Genomic DNA, 23,778 nt, shown 5'->3' with positions numbered 1-23,778 from the left:
ACTGAGCCCGAGTGGCTGTTGTGAGCGCTTGATAGTCACCTTTTAGGTAAGTGTTAAATTGATGAGAAAAGACTCAGTTCATCCTACATAAACCCGTTAGAGACAAGGGTTAATAACCCGACTGGCTGTTCAAATACTTTTAGGTGTGTAGGTACGGAATTCATCAGGGGCGCATTTTCTCTAAAAAGAGAACGTGTTAAGCCCGCCTCTTACTATAACAAGAAGGTCAGCACTATCGCTTAAAGCGAAAAGAGTCAGTCAATACACACGTAACGAGAGGTAATAGTTAACAAAGAAACTAAGGTCAAAAATACCTTGGTTAGATGAGTATTACCTTGACTAACCGGGAGCGTCCATATATGTCTATGGATTTTTGCTATGGATTTTTGTCATCTTTAAATAAAAGATATGATTGTCATGCTTTTTTGTCCAAGATTATCTCAGATAAGCCAGTCGACATAGGGATATTAGTGTTTTTCTAGGTAGAATATTAACCTACTGCAAGCGATTTAAACCAAGGATTTATCTTGCACTGACATTCTTTGCAACTGATCATCACGCCGTTTTAACGTTTTGCGCTTATACATGTCTCTGTCAGCCATTCTTAACCATTCACAGGCACTTTTAGCCCCCGTATTAAGTGCGTAACCATAACTGATCCCAGCATCTTTATACACTTGATTAATAATGGAATTTGATAGCTCATCAAGTTTTTTCAACATATCAGAGATTTGATCTTGTGGAAGTAAAATAACAAAATTATCCCCCCCTATTCTAAACAAATTGACACTATCTAACAGTTCACAACTTATTTTTAGCTCTTTGGCAGCATAGACCAATAAGCTATCTCCTTCCTGATGCCCTAAATTGTGATTAAGCAATTTCAACCCATCAAGATCAAGCAAAATAAGCGCGAATGTATTCTTTGTATCGACCCCAAAAAAGGTCTCTGATAACATATGTTCATCGAATGCATGTCGGTTAGGTAGCTGAGTTAATAGATCTGTCCTCGCTTTCTCCCAAGCAATTCTTAATGTTTTTATATAGGTTTGACGCTCTTCAGACAACAATTTTATTTTGTAGGCTAACGCCAAAGATAACATTAACGCATCAGCAGTTCCGCCGATTAAGGTGGCCAATTCCGCATTTTCAATTAAATCTGATGTTATTCCCATATTACCCGGCAGTATGATCACTGCCGGTAATAAAAGGCACGTAAAAGCAAAGATAAAGTAACGAGCTGGATAGAATCCTTGAATTAAACACACATTACCACATGTGATTGCCAGAACTATCCAGAGCATGATCAATACTGAAGCGATAAGCGCAGTATAAGAAAGTAAAAATACACTCGTTGGCAACGCAATAATGCATGCCCACATCAACAATTGGCTCAACCTCCATAACTTAGGTGAGTACTCAGGGAGCTGTAGAAAGTGTTTATAAAATAAGATATTAAAGATCGGCAAGCCGATAAAAAACAAATGATGCATCTCTAGCTTGTGAAAATCAAAAAGATGTGCACCAAGATGAAAGGTTAATGCCCAGCCAGTAAAGTAGGTAATCACATAGAGTCCGTAATAGAGAAATGCACGATCTCGAGTAGAAAAATAAATGAGTAAATTATAACAAGCAATAAATAGCAAACCTCCTAAACAAAGCATGACCAACATAGCTTCAATATCTGCATTTTTTTTATGCTGATAGTAAGGTTCAATCTCTAGCTTAGGAAAAGATGAAAAGTAACGGCTATCCATCCGAAGTACGAACCAGTAATTAACGCCATAATGAAGCTCAACCTCACGTCCATATTCAAACAAAAATTCATAAGGATCATAGTAGCCGCTATGGCGAATCTGTTCACTTCCATCACTGCCCAATAAAATATAGTCTACTGATTCAATGATAGAGTTTCGAACATTAATAGCCCATTTAGTATCTCGAGTATATATTTTAGCTGGCACAACCAGCCAATAATTGCCTCCAGTCAAACTAATAGCATCGGCCTTATCTAATGTCGACATCCAATCCGTCACTTCGGTGTAGGCTTGTGGTGTTTCTTGCCCTGCTTCGGCATAAAAAATAAAAGATTGATCCAGTGAGGGGGCACAGAAAGATGAGAAGCTATAACCGAAAAGGTTAACAGACAGTAATAATAACATTATCACTTTATGGATCATCAATAGTAAACCCCTGATTAATAAATACAAAAATCCCCATAATAATGACTCATCGGTTTATCGAGCATTAATGCTATAGAAAAATATTATTTTATTATTCTTAACCATTTAAGTTTAGACCTATTTGGCGCAGGAATTAGATTTAAAGTATAAATATTGCTCAACCTCAATCAATTGAGTGTAAGGCGTCGATGATGAGGGTTAAGTAAAAAACAACACCGCAATAAGGCCATTGGAAGCCTAGGGCAAGGTTTATTGACCCTTTCTACTGCGTTGCCACTTGTTTGTGTTGAATAACGAGACAACACAAACTCAGTCTTACATGAAAAACAATTCCCTTTAAAAACAAAAGTTAAGAATAAAATTTACTAATTGGATCAGATAACGAAAGAATAAAATCGTAAAAAATTTCAAAAAAATTGAACTTTAACAGCATTATTAGCTCAAAATAGATGAACAGTGAAGAGTATTTCATGTTCATCATTCTCCCTGGGGCTTCTAGCGCGGTCCCCTTGACCCAAGAGGTCATAAGGCAACCCTATGGTTGCCTTTTTTTTGTGAACATCACACGCTAAACAAATAATTTAAAGAAAATATGAACTATTTCCACAAGTGAGGCTCTTACCTTATGTAACGATTTAGATGTTATGAGTTTAATGTTTTCATCATGGTTCATCACCTCCCCTTAGGGCGCTTATTTTGAGCCCCAGTGAGAAGAATTAAGTTTAATTGCTAGCGCTAATAGCTTAACCCCTTTCACATCATCATTCTTACTAGAATGATGTGGCATCCTTATCTCAATAGAGATAATGGATGCTTTTTTTTACCTACGACTTTCTCAAATGATACTGAATATTGGTTAGTGCGATTTACACCGCTCATCTTCTAGTGCACGACGTTTTTCTACCGCCATTGTCGTGATAAGTTCATTCAGATCCTTTTCAAATCCAAGTAGAAAGTAAACTTCAGCCATCAGAAAAAATGGCCCAATTAACAGTTGATTTAAATCATCGATAAAAGCGGGCTTTGCCTGCTCATATTGGTGACCAATAAGCTGAAATATCCAACCGATCGCAAACACACCAATTGCAATCAACCAAACACTGCCTGACTGCGATACGAGGTAGGAGCTATAAAGTACCGGGAAAATAAACAGAGTAAGACCAATGGCTAGACGAACATGCAATGCGAAGTAATAAATCAGTATACCAATAGACAATACTGTGGCGGTATTAATCTCAAAATTTAGATAATCAAACCTTAACAAACTAAACGGGATGGTATTTAACATGACAAATGCCGACCAGATTATCAGCGGAACTCCCACAAAGTGGGTGTTCACATTCTTGCGATTCAAATGTACGCTTTTATAAGTCGATAGCTGTTCTTCAGCGGATTTCATCTGTCCTTCTCCAAGAATGACAAAAATTAAGTATCCTGATAGAGCCTTTAATTTTTCAAAAGAAAGACTCAGCGGACTATCAATCTTATTTTTTATTGACTGCCACCATTTCGCATAAATATTACCACTTGGATCAGCGAAGAAAACAAGGCTTATTTTATACTTCTTCGTTGCTGTCGCAATAACGCAAACTGAACAATATGATACTTAGAGCGTTTTTTACAGAGCGCTATGCACAAAAGTAAGTGGCATTAAAACTTAAAAAATCATGCTATAGCAGCCTATTTTCGCACTGCTGTTACCGTCACTTCTATCAACACATTACCTTCAAGCTGGACACCTAAGCATGCTCGTTGAGGCCAATGCTGAGGATGAACACCTAACCAAGCTTGCCAAACCGAATCCATTAGTGGTTTATCAAGCATATTAGCAATATAGACTTGAGCCGAAACAATCCGAGTTTTATCTGAGCTCAGCTCATTTAAATTAGCTTCAATAGTCGCTAACGTTAATCTTGTCTGCTCCTCAATTCCAGCCGAGGTATCAGAAGATGTGGCGACAGTCCAAACTAAATCCTTGTACGCCGATGACTTATTACGTCCATCATAGATCCCACTTTTTCTCTCAATCACTTATTTACCTCTTAACACCTTGTTTAACGATAATACATCATAAGGCCATGCCTAACATTGGTTTAATATCAGTTTAACGCATAATCAAACCACCATCGACGGGGATCTCACTACCTGTAATATATGATGATTGACTCGACAAAAGAAATAAAGCTACTGATGCCGCTTCTTGCGCTGTACCAGCTCTTCCTAAGGGAACTTGATTAATAACGAAACTCTCAAACGCTAGCTTAGCATCTTCAGGTAAAAAACGACGAAAGTTGGTTTCAATAGGCCCTGGAACCAATGTATTCACTCTGACACCCCTTGGAGCAAACTCCCTAGCCCAGACTCGTACACTTGCTAGTAGCGCACCTTTTGACGCTGCATACAAACTCGTTAGAGCAGCTCCTTCATAGACAGAACTAGAACTCGAGACAAGAACAGAAGCATTCTTTCTAAGATATTGACTTAACGCCGAAACTTGTAATATGGGCCCCCTAACATTGACATCCATAACTTGCTTATAAATGTCTTCTGTTATTTCATCACAACCATCAAGTCTCGCTATACCAGCATTAAGCCAAAGACCATCAAGATAACCATACTTTTTGACGACTTCAGCAAGTTCAACCCCTGTAGATGGACTACCTGAATCATTTTCAACCGCAACAATATTTGAACCATATCGCGCTTCTAACTCTTTGAGCTTCTTGTTGTTTCGTCCTGCAGCAATAACCTTGCCACCATGATCAATAATACTTTCTGTAGCGGACAACCCCATCCCACTCGTCGCTCCTGTAATGAGATAGAGCTTCCCTTGAAAATCATACATACTAACACCTTGTTTTTATTTTATTGTACCCATTATATTAAATAATTAACCACTTCACATTTCAGGTTTTTCCATTCAAGGCACATTGATGAGAAAATGGTGACTTCCTGTTAAGTCATTTGTAAGCTAGTGCACTATATTAGATATCAATGGGTAATACTTATCGTTTACTATTTAAGCTTTAAATTGTGAATGTGTAACAACTTACTTCTTTTTGACTATCCAAAATTTAACTTTCGTATAGATCTGTACTCTTCTTTGAATCCGAAAAGATCTCATATAACTATTCAAGTCGTTTAGAAAGTTAATTAATGTGAGGTAAGTTAATAATCCGGTGTTAGGCTCATTAATATAATAGCGGCCGGTAGAATTATCACCTCCTATTGCGATATCATGCTTACAAAGTGATATATAAGCAGCCCACCTGCCCGTAGTTGGGATCATGTTTACATGAAGATCCACAATTTGTATTTGCTTAACAACATTAACCTTAGTATCGATACCTAAATTGTTAAATGCCCGTAGATGGGAGTCTATATCTCCCTCAAAATCTTTTATCATCGTGGCTTGAAATCTTAAATAATTTTCATAATAGCCCTCATACCCTTGAGACTCAGTAGCTTCAGGTACCTGATTAAGAAATGCGATGCACCATGCACTCGCGGTACCTTTACAGATCCCATTACCTTTAGGTCTTCGTGTTGAGGGGCCTTGTCGTAATAATGTAGGATCATTAGCCCACCAATCACTTGCTGTGGGAGCATGATTACCTTGATGTATGTCTTTTCTCTTATATATTGCTGATAACTCAGGATTTGCGTATTTACCAATAAGCATGACGTACCTTATAAATTGATTTATATAACTCAGATTTAAATTATCAAGGTCATCTCAAAATAGATAGTCACGGTTACATAAACGATCAATATCTAAAGGGGCTAAATTGATATTAAGGTATTCGACTGACGGAGAAAAGTAGTGTGATGATACCTATTATATTGTTATACATTAGAAAGTTATTGATTATAGTACAAACCGTACCATTGGACTTAAAACCCCTAGACTAAATTTTTTATTTTATGCCTGATCGTAATCTTAAGAACTCAACACCTAAAGTTAACAATAAAAACAACAAGATATTATTTTTTACAACAATGACACTGTAGGAAAGGAGATCAACTTAGGGCTTTAGGTCTTGTCACGCATCCCCTTATGCTTTGGAATATCAGAGGGGATTTCCCAGCTCAAGTGTTAAACATTGCAACATATAGGTAATAACTTGTTGCTATAAATAAAAAATACCAGATAGGGTAAAGTCGTCCTGAGATTTTAGGAATAACCGACGCTATATCGCGGTACTCATTCCTAAGAAATATATCAGTAATTTTTTGTGAAACAATCACGACTTTAGTCTAAGGACAACCGAAAAGTGAAATGAATGAGTATCTGTTTATCTTATTAAATGATTAGTAAGAAAAATAACCACAAGTCTTTTTGTGGTTAAATAACAATTAACTACAGTGTCGCCCATAACTTGTAAATCCCTAGAGTGGGAAGCGCTACAAGCCAAATAAAGAGTAATGACATAATGAATATACCGATAAATTTAGAGGTTTTACTTTGCTTCTCTTCAGGAAGCACATCTTCTGTCGAATAAATAGAGATAAAATCAGACTCCATTTCATCCTCCATCTGACAGTCACCTTCAGCCAATGCTTTATCTATCGCTTTTTTAAGCAGTTCTAGCCCTGCAGTATTGCCTACGATGCAATCTTCATAGATATGATTATAAATATTTACCCAAGGTTTATTTGGCAATTGCAATCCTCCATGGTGTGTACATCCACCTAGAATGTGGAGCAAAATTATATTGTTCCTACAGCTCAATAATAAAACAATAACGTGCAAGCTGCCAATTACCGTCCGTTTTCACCTCTTTCCTGTTGCATGTTGCATGTTTCAAAGCAAGGCGAAGTTTCTCGTAGCTAAACTCTATGTTCAAAAGGCATGCATGCCGAATTAGCTGTTAAACAGAAACGTTATTAGTTTTGGTCAAACTTATAACCCAGCAGCTTTTCTTGCACGAGAACGAACGTCAGATGCAAAGTCTAAACCGGTGGAAAACAGCGTTTCTGCTTCGTGAAGTTGGCTATCATTACCATTAGCCATCAGTATGGCATTTGACAATACATTATATAGAGATGATATTTGATTTTGATAAGCGACCTCAATCGCGGTTTCGACTTGTGCCATCATTATTTTTAACTTATTCCCCACCAGTATGATTAAATTCAGTAATTCGTTATGTCGCTATGGCAGTAAATGCCCAATAATGTCAAAAAAGCCCATTGTTGCATCGGTAATAGTCACAGGCTCTTTTTTATTACGATAACCTTTAAGCATCATTGTTAATGTGCTTGACTCAAACCACATTCCCAAACATGTAGAGCAATACTTAATGCCTGCTAAATCATCAATAGAGTGTAAAACACCGCAGTTTGATGGACACCTAAATTGAGTGATGTGATGAGGTTTATTGGTTAAATTCGTCCAAAATTTTTCTGGCTCAAATTCTTTGGTATATTTGAGTGAAGCAACATAGCTTTTAGGTAACCAAGCACCTTTACATGATGAACAGCCATAACCTGCATGCGCTTCGACTTCACCCGCTTTTAATATATTTCCATCTGTAGGACACTTCATTCATCTTCCTTGAGACAATTATGGTAAACGGGCCATTGCAAACCACACACAAGATTACATTCTTTATCATTCAAGGATCACGGTTGCCGTCGCGTAATACCTTTCATCTGCAATAGAGATATGCCCACCAGTACCGCCGAGCAGAGCCAGCCGCTCGGCAGCACCACCGGTAAAACTCACCACAGGAGCACCATTGTCATTGTTGCTTATTTCGATATGTTGAAATGAGACGCCGCGCCCAATCCCGGTTCCCAATGCTTTTGCTGCAGCTTCTTTAGCAGCGAAACGTTTTGCTAAATATCGTCCCGGCTGAGATGAAGCAACAAAGAGTGCCAGCTCAGGCTCTGTTAGCACCCGCTTTGCCAAACGACATGTAGCCAGCGCGAGATGATTGCCTGCCGCTGGTACTTTCTGTTCGATACGTTCTATCTCGACAATATCGGTACCTAGGCCAACAATCATACCTCTCCTTAAAAACAAAAATGTTGTATAAATTTGTGAGCCTTAAGTTCAAAACACACAAGAACATCACAAACTTTAAAACCTTGTCACTTATTCTCCGCGGCGTCCTTCGTTCATGAGCTGTTTCATGTCTTTTACTGCTGTGGCTAAACCGTCTATCGCAGCACGAGCGATAATTGAGTGACCAATATTAAGTTCATGCAGCTCAGGGATAGCAGCTATGGGTTTAACGTTTTGATAGTGAAGACCATGACCTGCGTTAACGATTAAGCCTTTAGCATGCGCGTAGCTCGCCATATCAGTAATGCGAGCCAACTCTTTAGCTACATCAACACCATTCGTCGCATCAGCATAGCAACCTGTGTGAATTTCAATCACGGGCGCACCCACTTCAACCGCTGCATCTATCTGTTTTTTATCCGCATCAATAAACAGTGATACTTTAATCCCTTCATCATTAAGACGTTGTACCGCCGCGGCAATTTTGCCCATTTGACCGGCAACATCCAAACCACCTTCAGTGGTGAGCTCTTCACGCTTCTCTGGCACAAGGCAGACATATGTAGGCTTAACTTCACAGGCAATATCTAGCATCTCATCAGTGACGGCCATTTCGAAGTTCATTCGGGTTTTTATTGTCTTAGCCAGTAAATAAATATCTCTGTCGACGATATGACGCCTATCTTCACGCAAATGCACAGTAATGCCCTCTGCACCTGCATGTTCGGCAACCGCTGCGGCATGAACAGGATCAGGATATGAGACACCACGGGCCTGACGTAATGTCGCTATGTGATCAATATTCACACCAAGTAAAATACGACTCATGAGATATCCTTCGGTATAAAATTATTTGTAGGTATTGTACTAATTTAATAATGAAAAAACAGCCCCCATTATCTAGCATACTGAGATTTGGCTTTATGTTTGAATAAGGCTCGGGATTTAAGGGGTTTATCGCCTAAACAGGGGGCTAATAACGATCGCATAAGATGCTTAGCTTGGGTAAAATGCTCTGGTTGCAGACAGTGACTTTGCAGCGATAACAACATTTCACCACGATAGTGCGTTGTTTTAGGCCCAAGCGCACTGACAAACCCCTCATCAGGTAAAAGCCTATAATAATAATCGGCTTCTATTGCATCCTGAGAAGTGTCTACGTGAAGGGTCGGCATCAAGCCTATTTCTTGCAGCAGGCTAAGCTCAAAATAACGCAGCTGACTCTGGCAAAAACCACCCGCCATGGCCATTAAGGTTTTGTGATAAACAAAAAAAAGCTGCTCGGCGCCATGATCGACACTAATGCAGCGAACGAGCAATTCATTGAGATAAAAACCGGCAAAACTTACCTCGCCACTGATGGGCACAGCTGGGCTACCAGCTTCAAGTTGGATCAAGTTTTTTAAACCACTACGACCTGACAATTCAAAAATAAGCGGCTGAAAAGGCTGAAGTATACTTTTAATCGATGTTTTTCCACTGCCTAAGCGTGCCACACAATCGACACGGCCTTGACCATCAACCAACATATTGACGATCACACTAGAGTCACGAAAAGGTCGAGTATGCAATACATAGCCACGTAACATCATTGCCCACCTTTACCAAAAAATCGCTAGGCACATGACAAAAAATGCCCATCAGACAAAGCTGAAAGGCATAATATCAAATGGGAATTATTCGTCGCCATAACCTAAGCTGCGTAAGGCCCGCTCATCATCGGCCCAACCAGATTTGACTTTAACCCACATTTCTAAGAAGACCTTATTATCAAATAAGGCTTCCATGTCCACTCGAGCAGCAGAGCTTATTTTCTTGATACGATCGCCTTTATTGCCAATGACCATCCGCTTTTGCGTTTCACGTTCGACCAGTACTAAGGCATTGATTTGATAAACACCGTTTTCCATCATTTTAAATTGTTCAATTTCAACCGTCGCATCATAAGGGAGTTCATCACCGAGGAAGCGCATCAATTTTTCACGAACAATTTCTGAAGCCATAAATTTTTGTGAGCGATCCGTCACATAGTCTTCAGGGAAAAAATGAGGCGACTCTGGTAGCGCTGCGACTGACATCTCTAAAATACGTTGTACGTTAGTGCCTTTAGTCGCTGAGATCGGTAAAATTTCATCGAAAGGAAACTTGGCTGATAAAGTCTCAAGATAAGGAAATAACTCTTCTTTATTTTTGATGTTATCGACTTTATTCACCGCTAATAAGGTTTTACGGCCATCGTCACGGCTTTGCAATTTACGCAGTACCATTTCATCATCTTCGGTCCAATTCATACCATCAACAACGAAAATAACCAAACACACTTCCGCTAATGAACTGGCTGCTGCACGGTTCATTAGACGATTAATGGCCCGTTTCTCTTCCATGTGTAAACCTGGAGTATCGATAAACACCACCTGACGTGCTGCATCAGTATGGATCCCCATAATACGATGACGTGTCGTTTGCGGTTTTTTAGACGTAATACTGATTTTTTGACCAAGTAGATTGTTCAGCAGTGTTGATTTACCTACGTTAGGACGACCAACAATCGCTACCATGCCACAATAAGTCACATCATATTTTGTCGCTGATGATGGATTATTCATTTGTGCCAAAAGATCGTCTAAACTCGGCTGGTTTTTACCACTGCTATCTTGCTTGCTCATCGCTTAATTAACTCCAAAGCTTCGGCAGCAGCGAGCTGCTCGGCTTTTCTTCGAGAACTGGCAATCCCAACAACGGGCTTAGTCAGCTCATCAACATAACATTCAATCGTAAAGGTTTGCGCATGGGCTTCCCCTTTAATGTCTGTCACTTTATAGACAGGAAGTGGCTTTTTAAAACCTTGCAGTAATTCTTGCAACAAGGTTTTTGGATCTTTTTGATTAATCGGTTCTATCACCTCAAGGCGCGATTGATACCATTTTAGCACTAAGGCACGCGTCACTTCTAAATCAGAATCAAGATAAATAGCACCAATAATGGCTTCAACAGCATCGGCGATAATAGATTCGCGGCGAAAACCTCCACTTTTCAATTCACCAGGACCTAATTTTAGGTAGTCACCTAACTTAAATTCAAATCCTATCTCGGCCAACATTTTACCGCACACGAGTGTTGCTCGCATGCGACTTAAATCGCCTTCTGTTACCTTAGGAAATTGATGAAACAGCACATCAGAAATGATCACTGATAAGATCGAATCACCAAGGAATTCTAATCGTTCATTGTGCTTGCTAGCAGCACTTCGATGAGTCAGAGCATGGTCAAGTAAAGCTTGATCATTAAAGGCATAACCTAATGTTCTACAAAGTCTAGGTATGTTTTTAATCGGTTCCATGTTAAGTGATACCGCCTACACGTTCAAAACGGACACCCGTTGGGATCCATGTTGGTAATAAATCAGCTTTAGCTCGGTCAAATTCAAAACTTATCCAAATAGCCACCGCTTTACCCACTAAGTTGCCTTCTGGCACAAAGCCCCAAAAACGACTATCTGTGCTGTTGTCACGGTTATCACCCATCATAAAGTATTGTCCTTCAGGGACAATAAATTCACCTACAGGTAAATTCCCTTCACGGAAATAATAATTAGTGGGATCTGGGCGACTCGGATCAATCAATATATCATGACTCACATCACCCAACTTTTCTGTATAACGCAATAAAGGAGTCCCATTATGCGTAAATTCACCTTGATTGACTGACACGCGTGATACCTGTTCAAGCTCAGGGCAAGACGCTACTCCTTCGGCACAAGCAGGCTGAATATAAAGCTGCTTATTCCGATAGACAATGCGATCACCGGGCAGGCCAACAACCCGCTTAATGTAATCTATTTGAGGATTAACTGGGTACTTAAATACCGCCACATCACCACGTTCCGGTTTACCATTGTCAACCAGCTGGCTACGCCAAACCGGATCTTTAAGTCCATAAGTAAACTTTTCAACTAAAATAAAGTCGCCGACTAATAGTGTTGGCATCATAGAACCCGACGGGATCTGAAATGGTTCATAGATAAATGAACGTAACACCAGTACAAATGCAATAACAGGGAACATGGAGCGAGCGGTTTCAACGAGCGCCGGTTCACGGGTAATTTTTTCGGCAATGTCATCACTGATATTTGCATCACCAGCTTGGGCCATCGCAAGTTTTTCACGACGCTTAGGTGCAAGTAACAACGCATCAAGCATCCAAATCAAGCCGGTGCATAAGGTCACTAATACCAAAATTAGGGAAAAATAGGCTGCCATAAATAATTAACTCCTGCCATAAACTAAACATTAGTAATCACTAACTCAGTTAGTGAATCGATAACACATTTATACTTCACTAATGAAAGCGCCGCAAACTGCGGCGCTTTCATTTAACAACAATTAACCATTGTGGCATTAATCATTAAGTTTCAATACCGCAAGGAAGGCTTCTTGTGGCACTTCCACATTACCAACTTGCTTCATGCGTTTTTTGCCTTCTTTTTGCTTATTCAATAACTTTTTCTTACGAGAAACATCACCACCATAACACTTAGCTGTGACATCTTTACGCATCGCTTTAATCGAAGAACGTGCAATAACCTGGCTGCCTACCGCTGCTTGAACAGCAATGTCAAACATCTGCCTAGGAATAAGTTCTTTCATTTTATTTACAAGTGCTAGACCCTTGCTGCGAATGAGCCCTTTATGGATAATCATCGCAAGTGCATCAACTCTATCACCATTGATCAAAATATCTAAGCGCACCATGTCAGCAGGCTCAAAACGAATAAAATTATATTCAAGAGACGCGTAACCACGGCTCGTTGATTTGAGGCGGTCAAAGAAGTCCATCACCACTTCAGCCATAGGTAACTCATAGCTAAGCGCAACTTGATTACCGTGATAAACCAAGTTTTTCTGCACACCACGTTTTTCAATACAAAGGGTGATCACGTTACCAAGGTATTCTTTTGGCACCAAAATATTGGTTTCAACAATGGGTTCGCGCATCTCAGCAATGTTGTTTATGGCTGGAAGGTCTGATGGATTATCGACATAAATGGTATCACCATTGGTGGTCACTATTTCATATACTACGGTCGGGGCTGTGGTAATAAGATCCAAATTATATTCACGTTCAAGCCGTTCTTGAATGATCTCCATATGCAATAAGCCAAGGAAACCAATACGGAAACCAAAGCCAAGTGCCGATGAGGTTTCAGGCTCAAAGAACAAAGAAGCATCATTCAAGCTCAGCTTATTTAATGCATCACGGAAGTTCTCATAATCATCAGTAGAAATAGGAAATAAACCAGCATAAACCTGTGGTTTAACCTTTTTAAAACCAGCAAGAGGCTTTTCTGCACCATGCTTAGCATGGGTTAAAGTATCACCAACTGGCGCGCCATGGATCTCTTTAATGCCCGCGATAACAAAGCCGACTTCACCGGTTTTGAGTTCCAGAGTATCAGTTTGTTTAGGCGTAAAAATACCAACACGATCTGCGTTATAAGTTTGTCCGGTAGACATGACCTTAAACTTGTCGCCTTTTTTCAGGGTGCCATGTTTAACACGCACCAATGACACAACACCTTGGTAGCTATCGAACCATGAGTCAATAATTAAGGCCTGTAGCGGTCCTTCAGTCTCACCTTGCGGCGCTGGTATTTGTGCGACGATCACTTCAAGCACGTCTTTAATACCAACGCCTGTTTTCGCTGAACAACGAACAGCATCAGTGGCTTCAATACCCACGATGTCTTCAATCTCTTCGGCTACTCTATCAGGATCGGCTTGAGGGAGATCAATTTTGTTCAATATAGGAACAACATCCAATTCCATTTCAAGTGCAGTGTAACAATTCGCGAGTGTCTGAGCCTCTACCCCTTGTCCTGCATCAACCACTAACAGCGCGCCTTCACAAGCCGCTAATGAACGAGAGACTTCATAAGAAAAGTCAACATGGCCTGGTGTATCAATGAAGTTTAACTGGTATGTTTCACCATCTTGGGCAACATAATCGAGCGTCACACTCTGCGCTTTAATGGTAATACCACGCTCACGCTCAATGTCCATTGAATCCAATACTTGGGATTCCATTTCACGAGCAGAAAGACCATCGCATTCTTGGATCAATCGATCTGAGAGTGTGGATTTACCGTGGTCGATATGGGCAATAATCGAAAAGTTTCTAATATGCTTCATGATATGACTAATGACTACTCGAAGTTGAAATTTTTAAAAAGTGCCGAATTGTACCCGATTGAGCAAGCAATACCAATCTAATAACACTGTTTACATAAAAATTAAGACGATATTGACTGACCAAGATACGAAATAATCACGGGTTGACTATCGATTTCTATTCGGTGAGCAAGGCTTTTTGCTATTCGCCAAAAAATCACGCCCCCTAAAAAAGCAGAGGCTATAATCACCAGTTCATTAAGTTGAAAATGGTATTGAGATGCGATGAAAGACACCGATGCCATGCCCAAAAATAGTCCCACTAAAGGGAATATATACATCAGAGCCGCCGCTTTTAAGATCACACTTTCTGGTAACCCAAGTTTTAATAGTTCACCGGGTTGATATTGACGTTCTGATGGAATAGAAAAACGCTGCACTTTAGGTGAAAAAGCTTTAGCGACCGCTGAAGTTCCGCATGATTCACTGTTGTCACAATGATTGCAGCTATTTTTTACTTGGACCTCGACAATGACCCAACCACTGCCATCACATTCGAGTACTTTTGCCATTTCTTCCATCATAAAAAAATATTCTCAGCACTTAATCAATCGTAATACTTTTTGCAATACGTAATAATGTTTTAGCTGGCACTTTCCCCACAGCAACGACTTCGGCATTGCCAATGCGTTCAGTCACTAAAGAGAGTCCGTTTCGCGTCACTAATTCTTCGGGCATCTTAGCATCACTTGCCTTAGCAACATACACTGAGATACTGGCCATGCCATCACTTAAGGCGATATATTCAACTGCTTCATGACTTCCCATTAATCTGTGGCTGTCCTTCACTAAAACCTTAAAACCTTCAGGTAACCAATTAAACTTCCAATTTCCACCCACATCGCGGGTTGGCTGAGCTATCACATCAGGCCATTGTTGTTTATAGGCTTCATTAAGTATCGCAGGTACGCTATCTAACACCAGAAGCTCAACCACTAATACTTGCTCTAATAATTGTTTGTCTTCGGTCAACATGTCATAGCGCAAAGGCAGATAAGTATCCAAATCTAACCAAACTTGGTAACCGTATCTAAACTTGTCGACAGGAATGATGCGCACTAACTGACTTGGACGTCCTGCCAATCTGCTGCGTCCACCTAATACAAATTGATAGCCTGATGAAAACTCATCTATGTTACCTGCAAATGCCTGTGGTAATAACCCTTGTATCCGGTTGGTTTTAATACTGTAGGCAGCTTGGTCGTGCTCGATAAAAGTCACAGTATCGCCGACTCGCACCGCATTCTTAGGTGCGCCATTAAGGTGTTCAAGAAATGCAACTTCTTGGTCGTCAATTTTACCATGGATGTAGACTAAAGGACGAATATGATCCGCTTGCAGTTGAATAAGGGATATTTTGTATTCTTGCTCACGCAAAGCTTGGCTCATATTATCCAACCAAACCTTTGCAGACATACCTTCCTGCCCAATGGCAGGAAAATGTAAAACTAGCAGTGTTAATATGAAAAGACGCAAGCTCACTCCTCATGAGAATAACAGATAGAGAATATTAGTTGCTCAATGCAGCTGGCGCATTCTCATTTTGACTATTGTCGTCTATATTAACCCCATTATTCAATCTTTGCTGCAACATATGATCTTGAATGTATGCATTAATACGTTGACGCTGCTCCATCACCTGCACATTATTGTAACCTTGGTTATTTTTAACCGGAGCTGTTTGTAAACTCACTGGTGTCACACTGCCCAAAAGCGGACGAGTATTGAGAACCGGTAGAGGTGACGTATCGATGCTATCTTGACTGTAATTTTGCACGCCAACGACAGCAACCAATGCCACGCTCGCAGCGATGGCATATTGACCAAACTGCTTAAACATAGGGATCACATTCGACTTAATGGCCGGCGTGGCTTCCTCAAGCTTAGGTTTAACTGGTGCCAAAAAAGTGGGCTCTAATTCAATTGCTGCCGCTATGCTGGCACAAAGGTTTAGATTGATTGCTTTAGGCAACTCGCCACGCATGGCATCGCCGATCATATGATAATCATGCCACTGCTCATGTGAATCCTGGTTAGCTATCAGTTCAGCCAACGCTTGCTCATCGACTTCACCATCGACTGCAGCGGATACCCATTCTTGACCTAATTTATCCATTTTTCACCTGTATTATACGTATCATTAGTAAAAGATATTAATGCTCTAGCATCGGCTTAAGCACTTTATCTATTGCCTCTCGCGCCCTAAAAATACGAGATCTTACCGTACCGACAGGGCAATCCATTACATTGGCTATCTCTTCATAACTCATCCCATCAAGCTCACGTAATGAAATAGCCATTTTTAACTCTTCAGGCAAAGCATCTAATGTGTCAAATATCATCTCTTGAATTTGTTCTGACATCATTAAGCGCTCTGGAGATGCAAACTCCTTTAACGCATCGCTACCATCATAATACTCAGCGTCTTCAGCATCAATATCATTCGCAGGTGCGCGGCGCCCTTGTGCCACTAAATGGTTTTTCGCAGTATTCACCGCGATCCGATACAACCAAGTATAAAACGCACTTTCGCCTCTAAAATTAGGCAATGCTCGATAAGCTTTAATAAACGCTTCCTGAGCAACATCCCCAACGTCTGCTTGATTGCGCACATAACGCGATACCAAGCTCATGACCTTGTTATGATATTTTTGCACTAAGAGGTTAAACGCGTTCTTATCCCCTTGCTGTACTCTCTCAACTAATTGTTGATCACTTGTTGGTCCACTCATTCGAGCCGACTACTCCTAAATCTGTAATGCTGATTTCTCAGTCGCTCGAATCATATTTACATATGTAGACTAGCTTACTTCTAAAAAGTTCTGAAAAAATGCATAAGAGTTGAATTTATTTTCTATTACCTAGGGATGTATCCATATTTGCTGACTTGGTTTACCATAGATAATATTCATAGACTGACCATGATACCTGATGACACATGTAGTTGAACACCAATCTGACGTTTTGGTTATTGGTAGTGGGGCTGCTGGCCTAACACTAGCTTTGCATCTTGCTGAAAAATCACAAGTTATATTATTATCTAAAGGTTATCTTAATGAAGGTTCAACCTATTATGCTCAAGGTGGGATCGCCTCAGTATTTGATGAAGAGGACACTATCGAGTCTCATGTTGCCGATACGTTAATCGCCGGAGCAGGATTATGTGATGAATCCATCGTCACTTTTACCGCTGAAAATGCAAAAAGTGCCATGGAATGGCTAATAAAATGTGGCGTTGCATTTGACAAAGAAGAAGGTTTTAAAGGTGATACTAGTCAAGCACCCTACCATCTCACACGCGAAGGCGGACACAGTCATCGACGTATTCTTCATGCTGCAGATGCAACAGGCAAAGAAGTTCAGGTCACTTTACAAGATAGAGCTAAATCACATCCAAACATTCTTGTTCTCGAACGTTATAATGCCATCGACTTGATCACTTCTCGTAAATTGAACCTTCCAGGAGATAAAGTACTCGGCGCCTATATCTGGAATAGAGATCAAGAACATGTAGAAACAGTCAGAGCACGTTTTGTCGCATTAGCCACAGGCGGAAGCTCTAAAGTATATCAATATACATCAAACCCTGATATTGCCTCAGGTGATGGTATAGCCATGGCCTGGCGGTCGGGTTGTCGTGTGGCAAATATGGAGTTTAACCAATTCCACCCAACCTGCCTTTATCATGCCGAAGCCAAAAATTTTCTTCTCACTGAAGCATTACGTGGTGAAGGGGCTTACTTACGTCGTCCTGATGGCAGCCGCTTTATGCCCGATTTTGATGAACGCGCCGAGCTGGCCCCAAGGGACATAGTCGCCCGTGCTATCGATTTTGAAATGAAGCGGTTAGGATCAGACTGTGTTTACTTGGATATCACCCATAAACCGGCTGAATTTGTCATCAAGCACTTCCCAACGATACACAAGCGTTGTCTCGAATTTGGTATCGACATTACCACAGACCCCATCCCAGTGGTGCCAGCAGCGCATTATACCTGTGGTGGTGTCATCACAGATAAACAAGGTAAGACTGATCTTAATGGTTTATATGCCATTGGTGAAGTCGCCTACACAGGTTTACATGGTGCAAACCGCTTAGCCAGTAATTCATTACTCGAATGCTTAGTCTTTGCTCGTGCTGCCGGCCAAGAGATTGAAAGTCTATTACATAAAACGCCAATGCCAGATGCACTTCCCGCTTGGGATGAGAGTCAAGTGTCAAACTCAGATGAAGAAGTCGTGATCGCCCATAATTGGCATGAACTTCGACTGTTTATGTGGGATTATGTCGGCATTGTGCGCTCAGATAAGCGTCTAGAACGTGCTTTACGTCGCTGTGCTATGTTGCAACAAGAGATCCAAGAATACTACAGTCATTTTAGGGTAAGTAATAACCTGCTTGAATTAAGAAATTTAGTACAAGTCGCTGAGCTGATCATTCGTTGCGCCATGGAACGTAAAGAAAGTCGTGGACTTCACTATAATATCGATCACCCAGAGCAACTCCCCAATCCTGTACCGACAATATTACAACCTGATTAAAGTGCTCGCTGCTAGCTGGCTGCTATTTTATTAAAGCAGCCAAATCTTCACGCTAACAACTGAAGATGTGTTTGCTCAGAGGGTGATACTTGACGGATAACAAGTTTTAAATCTCTTTTTTGGGCTGGGTTCATAAGGCTGATTTGGCATTTGGTTAGCTTACAGATCACCGCACCATCATGGGAATTTATTTATTGCTTGCAGCCGGTCGAATGTGTAAACACTTCTGTGACACGGTGAATAGAAACCCAAGGATCTAAAGTCACTTTATTTTTGATAAGCTCAATAAAATCACTTGGAGATAATTTTTTCATTTTTTACTGAGTAGCTTTAGCTCTACCAAGGAAATTATCCCTTAACCGTGGGGGTAATTAACAATAATCGACACAAGTGACGATAACTGGTGTCGTCACACATATCAGACCAAATGATGATGAGACGCTGCTCTTTGTCAGTCTGAATATAAAAAAAACAGACAAAAGGGGTAACAAAGGCCCTTTTGTATAAAGTAAACTTACCATGATCGGTCAAATGGCCTTCGCCTACTGCATTAAGGGAGAATTTGCATGTCCAACGATTAAGCTTCCAAAATTGATAAATAAAAAACAGTAACATTATAACCAACAAGGTCGCTTTAATTAACCAATAAATTGCATTATCGAAAGGAGGCCAAGCAAGAAAAGATGTCAGGCATACGCTGGCAAAAACGACCAACGAGAACCGCTGATCGAATGAGGAAGTAAGATTAAAACTATGGTGCTTCTCTTCCACGAACACGAATGACCATCTTTGACAATTCAGGATCAAGGCACTTCTCGTGGCCCATAAACCAAGCAAACAGTACCGGATCTTCTCCCTCAAGCAAACGAACAAAAATATTTTTATCTTCAAGCGTCATTTGTTCATAATGGGCTTCTACAAATGGCTGAAATAACACATCAAGCTCCAACATACCTCTACGGCAAGCCCATCTTACTCTCGATATTTTCATGGCTTCGGACACGTCACTCTTCCTTCTTTCTTAGTTGCAACTAGTGTAGCTTTATCATCTAGTGACTTCAATGTGTACAAGCTGATTAAAACTAAAACGGCTTTCGATTATAATTGTTGTACTTGTGGATCTCGGCCCGCAAAAAGATCGGTAAAATCGGTAGCTAACAGACGTTTCACAGCTGGATGTTGGATCATTCTTTCTGCAAACATCACATGATAGACTTCTTGGATGTCATTAGTTTCACCAAGCAAATGCACATTATGAGAAAGAATATCTTGCTTATAAATAGACGGAGCAACAAAAATTCCTTGATTGAAGTAACCAAATGCCTTCATCATCGCAGCATCATCGAACTCACCCAAGATGTTGACGTTAAGCCCATTCTCATCAAACCAATGATAAAGCTGCTGACCAAGGGACGTTCGTTTGCCTGGAATAAGTAATCTTCCCTGCTCTAAACATTCAGGGAAAGGCAAACTAAACTTCTCGGAAGAAAAAAAGGCAATCCCACATTCGCCCAATTTTTTAGATAAGATTTCAGGGTACTTTAAAGATTCACCCGCACAATCTGACAAAATAATATCCAGCTTATGCTCTCTTAAGCGTTCCATTAAGCTTTCATGGGTCGACTCAAAACAAGCAAGTCGCATAGAACCGTCACTGGGTACAACAGACAATAGCACCCGACTCGCTAATGCTTTAGAAAGTGCATCGGCAATACCAACCTCAAACAACATACTTTCCGTTTTCTGATAGTTTAAAATATCGAGCATTTCATAACTCAAACTAAACATTTTATCAGCATAACGAAATACTAATTCCCCCAGCTCAGACGGCTCTAAAGAGCGGCCTACACGTTTAAACAGGCGTCCTTTTAACCGTGTTTCAAGTACTCGGATTTGTCCAGTTACCGTTTGTGGTGTTAAGCATAAAGCCTCGGCAGCTTTGGCCACCGAACCTCGTTTATAAATCATCCAAAAGTAGTACAGGTGGTTATAGTTCAGATGTGACATATCTACCTTGATTGACTTTAGCTATTTGAGCCGCTGGCAGTCCATGAGGCCATACATCACATTATTGAGCATTTCAACATTCTGTATATTACCAGCGCTAAAAGCCTCTTCAAGTCCTGTCACTAACTGCTCACGATCTGGGATACGTCCTTCGCAATAGGTACGATTTGCTTCTTGAAAACGTTTACCACCACGGTATTTGAGAGCACGCGACTCGTAAGTATCGACTTCAATACGCTTTCCTGTAGCACTGGGTTTATACATCAAAGCACCGTCAACAACACCTTCAAGGTAATGTTGACAAGATTCACTTTTAACATCGGAGTTACACGAATTGAGTTGGCTTGCACTCACGATGGGAACCATCCCTACACTCAAAGCCAAAGTCATTAACACTGTTCTCATGTTACTTCTCCTTTATTATTTTTCTTTGCCCGAGATGTCTCAGGTAATACCGCAGATAACCAAAAATAACCAACCAGGGCAGACGCTAAGGATCCAACTAAAATACCTAGTCTAGCCAAGTCACCATAAATCTCCGCATCGCCGACGAACGCCAATGAAGAGATAAACATCGACATGGTGAAACCAATACCACACATCACTGCAACGGGCGCAATATGTCGCCATCCGATCCCTTCAGGTAATACGGCAAGTTTTAACTTTACACCAATAAAACAAAATACTAATACACCTAGCGGCTTACCAAGTAATAAGCCAAGCGCTATCCCAACAGGAACTGGGGACAATAAATCACTGACACTCATTTGCGTTAAATCAACCCCTGCATTAGCAAATGCAAAAATGGGCAAAATGATAAAGGTACTCCAAGGGTGCAGACTATGTTCCAAGCTTTCAGATGGCGAACTGCCATTCGGGGCTCGTAATGGGATACAAAAAGCAATAATCACACCTGCTAAGGTAGCGTGAACGCCAGATTTTAATACTGCAATCCACAATATCAGCCCTAAAACGCCATAAGGGCCTAATGTCATGACACCTTTGCGGTTAAGCGCTATTAGTCCCACAATCGCCACTGCCGCGACCACTAAGCTCAACATCGAAAGATCTGTGCTGTAAAACATGGCAATAATGACAACAACACCGAGATCATCCATAATCGCCAATGCAAGCAAAAAAACTTTGAGTGCGACAGGTACACGACTGCCTAACAGGGCAATAACACCCAATGCAAACGCAATATCAGTCGCTGCAGGAATCGCCCAACCTGCTTGAGTAATGGGATCACCATAATTAAAAAATAAGTAGATAGCGGCAGGAAACACCATGCCGCCAATGGCGCCAAATGTCGGTAAAGAAGCCTTAGCAGCACTAGATAATGCTCCTTCAAGCAGCTCTCGTTTCACCTCTAAGCCTATCAGCATGAAAAACAGCGCCATTAAGCCATCGTTAATCCAATGTATTAACGTTTTGTCTATATCTAAACTGCCAACACGCACTTGCATTTCTGTGCCGAGAAAACCTTGATAAAGACTCGCTAAAGGGGAATTGGCCATTATCATCGCCAGTGCAACCGCAACCATCAACAAGATCCCACCTGCAGATTCTTGGCTCAAAAAGTTTTTAATCGCCTTTTCCATAATACGCTCCAAAAAATCTATTAACTTGAGTGTAGACTACACATATACACTTGAATATTCGTTTCCATCAGCTATAAACATCGGTATTTCCGACGCTTTAGTGTAGAATAATTTAACTAATGATCAAGTTGTCTTTAATTAATTTTTTGAAAAAATCATTAGAAACCAAAATCTAACTTAAATGACGATGTTTGAATAATAAAAAACGGCAAGGATATGCTCATTATTTGCATACCCTTGCCATGAAATCCAATAGCACCTGTTATGACGTAATAATTACACTGAAAAAGGGTACTTTATTGCTTCATGATGCTGATAATCTGACACTGTAAAATCATCCATCGTAACCCAGGTTTCTAGATCTTCAAGGGATTTAATATCTGGATTTATGGTTAATGATGGCGGTGAAAAAGGGGTTCTTGTTAATTGAACATCGCGCATCATCTCTAACTGATCTTCATAAATGTGGGCATTGACGATTTTATGAAAAGCAGTCCCCGCTTTCTTACCGGTAATTTGTGCCACGATAGCCAGTAAAGTAAACACTTGAACTTGATTAAAGTTCAAGCCTAATGGCACATCACATGAACGCTGAAAGCTATTGAGATAAAGGGTGTCACCAAGTAAAGAGAAATTATGGGTATGCATACAAGGACGTAAGCAGCCCATATGAAACTCACCAGGATTATAGAAACTTAAGATCTCACCCCGATCATCAATACCTTGTTTAAGATTATCAATAATTTTTCTTAGCTGATCAATTGAGCCACCATCAGGTTTACGCCAAGCTCGCCCTTGAACACCATAAACACGCCCCATATCATCAACCCCTTTACGATGTGGGTTATTTAACCAATCGAGGTTATCATTCGCGTTTGCATCCCATGTTTTAGCCCCAATGTTTCTAAAATCTGCGGCGTTATCATAGCCGCGAATATAGCCCAGCATTTCAGCAATGGCACTTTTCCAAAAACTTTTTCGAGTCGTGATTAAGGGAAACTCATTAGCCCCAACGTGATAGACCAAATCGGCATTAATTACCGTTAGGCAACGTTTACCGGTACGTTGATTCTCAACCCAAGTGCCTTCATCAATAATTCTGTTACATAACGCAAGATACTGATCCATTGCTATTTACCCTCTTGGTGGTACGTTCAAATGAGATATAAATTTAATGTATGTCACTTCTCAACATGCTCAACTCAGCA

Annotated in this window: 26 protein-coding genes; 1 reads left to right on the top strand and 25 read right to left on the bottom strand. The window is 40.5% G+C overall.

Translation table 11 applies throughout. The features are described 5' to 3' along the window. Positions 1–509: 509 nt before the first annotated feature. The 19 genes from HQQ94_RS07060 to rpoE all read right to left on the bottom strand — a co-directional run bounded on the left by HQQ94_RS07060 (position 510) and on the right by rpoE (position 17,152). Positions 510–2,180, bottom strand: a complete 1,671-nt coding sequence (locus HQQ94_RS07060; protein ID WP_173293748.1) for a 7TM diverse intracellular signaling domain-containing protein — start codon at positions 2,178–2,180, stop codon at positions 510–512. Positions 2,181–3,039: 859 nt separating this feature from the next. After that, complete coding sequence (locus HQQ94_RS07055) at positions 3,040–3,582, bottom strand: DUF962 domain-containing protein (RefSeq protein WP_173293747.1); 543 nt, start codon at positions 3,580–3,582, stop codon at positions 3,040–3,042. Positions 3,583–3,863: 281 nt separating this feature from the next. Next, positions 3,864–4,214: a RidA family protein gene (locus HQQ94_RS22490; protein ID WP_173293746.1), complete on the bottom strand. Its 351-nt coding sequence runs from the start codon at positions 4,212–4,214 to the stop codon at positions 3,864–3,866. Positions 4,215–4,287: 73 nt separating this feature from the next. Continuing rightward, positions 4,288–5,028, bottom strand: coding sequence for an SDR family NAD(P)-dependent oxidoreductase (locus HQQ94_RS07045; protein ID WP_173293745.1), 741 nt, complete (start codon positions 5,026–5,028; stop codon positions 4,288–4,290). A gap of 204 nt (positions 5,029–5,232) precedes the next feature. Continuing rightward, a complete protein-coding gene (locus HQQ94_RS07040; RefSeq protein ID WP_173293744.1) occupies positions 5,233–5,865 on the bottom strand; it encodes a hypothetical protein in 633 nt (210 codons plus the stop codon). A gap of 678 nt (positions 5,866–6,543) precedes the next feature. Beyond that, a complete protein-coding gene (locus HQQ94_RS07035; protein ID WP_173293743.1) occupies positions 6,544–6,846 on the bottom strand; it encodes a hypothetical protein in 303 nt (100 codons plus the stop codon). 240 nt (positions 6,847–7,086) lie between these two features. Next, on the bottom strand, positions 7,087–7,284 hold the full coding sequence (locus HQQ94_RS07030) for a hypothetical protein (protein WP_173293742.1): 198 nt from the start codon (positions 7,282–7,284) through the stop codon (positions 7,087–7,089). 54 nt (positions 7,285–7,338) lie between these two features. After that, on the bottom strand, positions 7,339–7,731 hold the full coding sequence (locus HQQ94_RS07025) for a hypothetical protein (RefSeq protein ID WP_173293741.1): 393 nt from the start codon (positions 7,729–7,731) through the stop codon (positions 7,339–7,341). A gap of 66 nt (positions 7,732–7,797) precedes the next feature. After that, positions 7,798–8,193, bottom strand: a complete 396-nt coding sequence (gene acpS / locus HQQ94_RS07020) for a holo-ACP synthase (RefSeq protein ID WP_173293740.1) — start codon at positions 8,191–8,193, stop codon at positions 7,798–7,800. A 90-nt stretch (positions 8,194–8,283) separates the two neighbouring features. Beyond that, positions 8,284–9,021 (bottom strand): pyridoxine 5'-phosphate synthase, encoded by a 738-nt coding sequence (gene pdxJ / locus HQQ94_RS07015; protein ID WP_173293739.1) that lies wholly within the window; start codon positions 9,019–9,021, stop codon positions 8,284–8,286. A 68-nt stretch (positions 9,022–9,089) separates the two neighbouring features. Further along, positions 9,090–9,782, bottom strand: a complete 693-nt coding sequence (gene recO / locus HQQ94_RS07010) for a DNA repair protein RecO (RefSeq protein ID WP_173296555.1) — start codon at positions 9,780–9,782, stop codon at positions 9,090–9,092. A gap of 87 nt (positions 9,783–9,869) precedes the next feature. After that, positions 9,870–10,859: a GTPase Era gene (gene era, locus HQQ94_RS07005; RefSeq protein ID WP_173293738.1), complete on the bottom strand. Its 990-nt coding sequence runs from the start codon at positions 10,857–10,859 to the stop codon at positions 9,870–9,872. After that, positions 10,856–11,533: a ribonuclease III gene (rnc, locus tag HQQ94_RS07000; protein WP_173293737.1), complete on the bottom strand. Its 678-nt coding sequence runs from the start codon at positions 11,531–11,533 to the stop codon at positions 10,856–10,858. The genes era and rnc overlap by 4 nt, the downstream gene beginning before the upstream one ends. A gap of 1 nt (position 11,534) precedes the next feature. Continuing rightward, a complete protein-coding gene (gene lepB, locus HQQ94_RS06995) occupies positions 11,535–12,452 on the bottom strand; it encodes a signal peptidase I (protein ID WP_173293736.1) in 918 nt (305 codons plus the stop codon). Between the two features lie 138 nt (positions 12,453–12,590). Next, positions 12,591–14,381 (bottom strand): translation elongation factor 4, encoded by a 1,791-nt coding sequence (lepA, locus tag HQQ94_RS06990; RefSeq protein WP_173293735.1) that lies wholly within the window; start codon positions 14,379–14,381, stop codon positions 12,591–12,593. A 101-nt stretch (positions 14,382–14,482) separates the two neighbouring features. Beyond that, on the bottom strand, positions 14,483–14,944 hold the full coding sequence (locus HQQ94_RS06985; protein WP_173293734.1) for a SoxR reducing system RseC family protein: 462 nt from the start codon (positions 14,942–14,944) through the stop codon (positions 14,483–14,485). Between the two features lie 19 nt (positions 14,945–14,963). After that, complete coding sequence (locus HQQ94_RS06980) at positions 14,964–15,896, bottom strand: MucB/RseB C-terminal domain-containing protein (protein WP_173293733.1); 933 nt, start codon at positions 15,894–15,896, stop codon at positions 14,964–14,966. A 34-nt stretch (positions 15,897–15,930) separates the two neighbouring features. Beyond that, positions 15,931–16,536: a sigma-E factor negative regulatory protein gene (locus tag HQQ94_RS06975; RefSeq protein ID WP_173293732.1), complete on the bottom strand. Its 606-nt coding sequence runs from the start codon at positions 16,534–16,536 to the stop codon at positions 15,931–15,933. 37 nt (positions 16,537–16,573) lie between these two features. Next, complete coding sequence (gene rpoE, locus HQQ94_RS06970) at positions 16,574–17,152, bottom strand: RNA polymerase sigma factor RpoE (RefSeq protein WP_173293731.1); 579 nt, start codon at positions 17,150–17,152, stop codon at positions 16,574–16,576. Positions 17,153–17,351: 199 nt separating this feature from the next. Between rpoE and nadB the strand changes: the two genes are divergently transcribed. Beyond that, on the top strand, positions 17,352–18,962 hold the full coding sequence (gene nadB, locus HQQ94_RS06965; protein WP_173293730.1) for an L-aspartate oxidase: 1,611 nt from the start codon (positions 17,352–17,354) through the stop codon (positions 18,960–18,962). A 348-nt stretch (positions 18,963–19,310) separates the two neighbouring features. Here nadB and HQQ94_RS06960 read toward each other — a convergent pair whose 3' ends face one another. From HQQ94_RS06960 to HQQ94_RS06935, 6 genes are all read right to left on the bottom strand, one after another. Continuing rightward, positions 19,311–19,733 (bottom strand): protein YgfX, encoded by a 423-nt coding sequence (locus HQQ94_RS06960; RefSeq protein WP_173293729.1) that lies wholly within the window; start codon positions 19,731–19,733, stop codon positions 19,311–19,313. Then, a complete protein-coding gene (locus tag HQQ94_RS06955) occupies positions 19,714–19,953 on the bottom strand; it encodes a succinate dehydrogenase assembly factor 2 (protein WP_173296554.1) in 240 nt (79 codons plus the stop codon). Before HQQ94_RS06955 ends, HQQ94_RS06960 begins: the two co-directional genes overlap by 20 nt. A gap of 107 nt (positions 19,954–20,060) precedes the next feature. Further along, a complete protein-coding gene (gene nhaR, locus HQQ94_RS06950; RefSeq protein ID WP_173293728.1) occupies positions 20,061–20,969 on the bottom strand; it encodes a transcriptional activator NhaR in 909 nt (302 codons plus the stop codon). 21 nt (positions 20,970–20,990) lie between these two features. After that, positions 20,991–21,374, bottom strand: a complete 384-nt coding sequence (locus HQQ94_RS06945) for a hypothetical protein (protein ID WP_173293727.1) — start codon at positions 21,372–21,374, stop codon at positions 20,991–20,993. Then, positions 21,371–22,570 (bottom strand): Na+/H+ antiporter NhaA, encoded by a 1,200-nt coding sequence (gene nhaA / locus HQQ94_RS06940; protein ID WP_173293726.1) that lies wholly within the window; start codon positions 22,568–22,570, stop codon positions 21,371–21,373. Before nhaA ends, HQQ94_RS06945 begins: the two co-directional genes overlap by 4 nt. A 276-nt stretch (positions 22,571–22,846) precedes the next feature. After that, on the bottom strand, positions 22,847–23,698 hold the full coding sequence (locus tag HQQ94_RS06935) for a thymidylate synthase (RefSeq protein WP_173293725.1): 852 nt from the start codon (positions 23,696–23,698) through the stop codon (positions 22,847–22,849). Positions 23,699–23,778: the final 80 nt, after the last annotated feature.

The organism is Shewanella sp. VB17 (assembly GCF_013248905.1).
Lineage (GTDB): Bacteria > Pseudomonadota > Gammaproteobacteria > Enterobacterales > Shewanellaceae > Shewanella.
This window is presented reverse-complemented; position numbering and strand designations above follow the sequence as displayed.